This is a genomic window from Anaplasma phagocytophilum, assembly GCF_023476575.1.
Taxonomy (GTDB): Bacteria; Pseudomonadota; Alphaproteobacteria; order Rickettsiales; family Anaplasmataceae; genus Anaplasma; species Anaplasma phagocytophilum_A.
The window spans coordinates 1-1,646 of record NZ_JAHLEX010000150.1 but is presented as its reverse complement, the minus strand read 5'-3'; the positions used below and the strand labels follow the sequence as shown (position 1 = coordinate 1,646).

Genomic DNA, 1,646 nt, shown 5'->3' with positions numbered 1-1,646 from the left:
TAAGGCTTAATCCTAAAGCATTTTCATGAAATATCATAATATCTTATATTTCTATTTTATGTAGAAAATTAATTAAAGCTCGAAAATATAGTATTTATGAGCGTAACTTCTCTCAGGCGATATAGCTTATAGATCGTCTATCGCGGTGGGCTTTATTGTGTATCTTGTGAAGAGATAATATTCATTTTATTCTTTTTTGCATGCAAGAAAGTACATTTCACTCGCAGTGTACTCTTGAAGAGGAACGCCTAAATAATCTTCTAAAGAATGCATGCTACTTTTCTCATATTACTAGAAAAAGCCCTACCTACTTGTCGCAATTGCTTACTGGTCAGCGTGATTTTTACTGCTATTACTCCTCTTTCACTATGCCACGCAATTTTGCTGATCGCGACCTGGTATTTTCGCTAATTTCTTCTTCAGTAGGCTTTAAGGCTTTTTTATTGATAAGTTGAAATCCCTTCTCTTGTAGAGCATTAAACTTATGTTTTACTATCCTGTCCTCGAGTGAATGAAATGAAGTAACAATAATCTTGCCCCCCTCTCCTATAATTTGAGAAGCAGCTTCTAGACCTGCTTTTAGCTCTTCTAGCTCATCATTTACCCATATTCTGATAGCCTGAAATGTCCTCGTTGCCGGATCTATTGGATTTATCCTACTACGAGGCACAACAGACCTGATAATTTTTGCCAAGTCACTAGTGTTACGTATCTTATTATTACTCTCCCTAGCGCTGACTATCGCTCGGGCAACACGTCTTGAAAGCCTCTCTCCTCCATAATAGAATATCACGTCTGCCATGTCTTTTTCTGATAAAGAATTTACAAAAGTCGCAGCGCTTCGGGATTGAGAACGCAACATATCCATTCTCATATCAAGTGGCCCTTCTTTCATAAATGAGAATCCCCTGTCTGGATCACTAAGCTGCATACTCGATACTCCAACGTCAAATACAACACCGTCAACTTGATTGTAGCCAAAATGCTGTAATGCCTCACAAAGTCTACTGAACTTGCTGAGAAAAAAGTGCACCCGTCCAGGGAATTGTAAACGTAAAGATTGATAGAATTCCGAAGCTATAGGATCCTGATCAACACCTAGTACCGTACATTTAGCACGTTCCAATATTCCCCTGCTATATCCGCCTCCACCAAACGTTGCGTCAACATATACTGCGCCGTCTTGAGGGGAAAGAAGCTCTAGCATTTCGTTCAGTAGTACAGGTCTATGAGAATCCATTAATTCTACTTTTAAAAATCCTATGATATTTCCTACTTAATACTTAGATTATTACACCTAATATCCGTGCCCTAACAGTGCGCGGTACTAAACACAAATCAAAGCAATCGCATGTAAGTTTATATATCACAGTTGAACAACGTTTTCTAATATTATAGAAATACCGGAGAGTGGTATCATTTGAAAACCCGATTCCCTTAATAAGCCTGACACACACAGCATATTTGCTTCTAATGAGATATCCAAATTATACCGCTATACTGCGTAAAATGAGGCTTCATGTAACGAATACGTTGGCTAAAAACTAGCTTAAATGCACTACTAATCGTGAGACTTCTAAGTTTAAGATACCATTCATGGCACATGCGTATGAATATCAAATTTTAGCTACAAGGGCTATAAGGAT

At 38.0% G+C, this 1,646-nt stretch carries 1 protein-coding gene; it reads right to left on the bottom strand.

Annotated elements, in window-relative coordinates; translation table 11 throughout:
- Positions 1–352 precede the first annotated feature (352 nt).
- Entirely contained in the window at positions 353–1,240 is an 888-nt protein-coding gene (gene rsmH, locus KPX09_RS05210) for a 16S rRNA (cytosine(1402)-N(4))-methyltransferase RsmH (protein ID WP_249549295.1), read from the bottom strand.
- Positions 1,241–1,646 lie beyond the last annotated feature (406 nt).

Bases quoted from the DNA above. Each gene is read 5' to 3' on its own strand.
- rsmH (WP_249549295.1), bottom strand. From the start codon at position 1,240: ATGGATTCTCATAGACCTGTACTACTGAACGAAATGCTAGAGCTTCTT.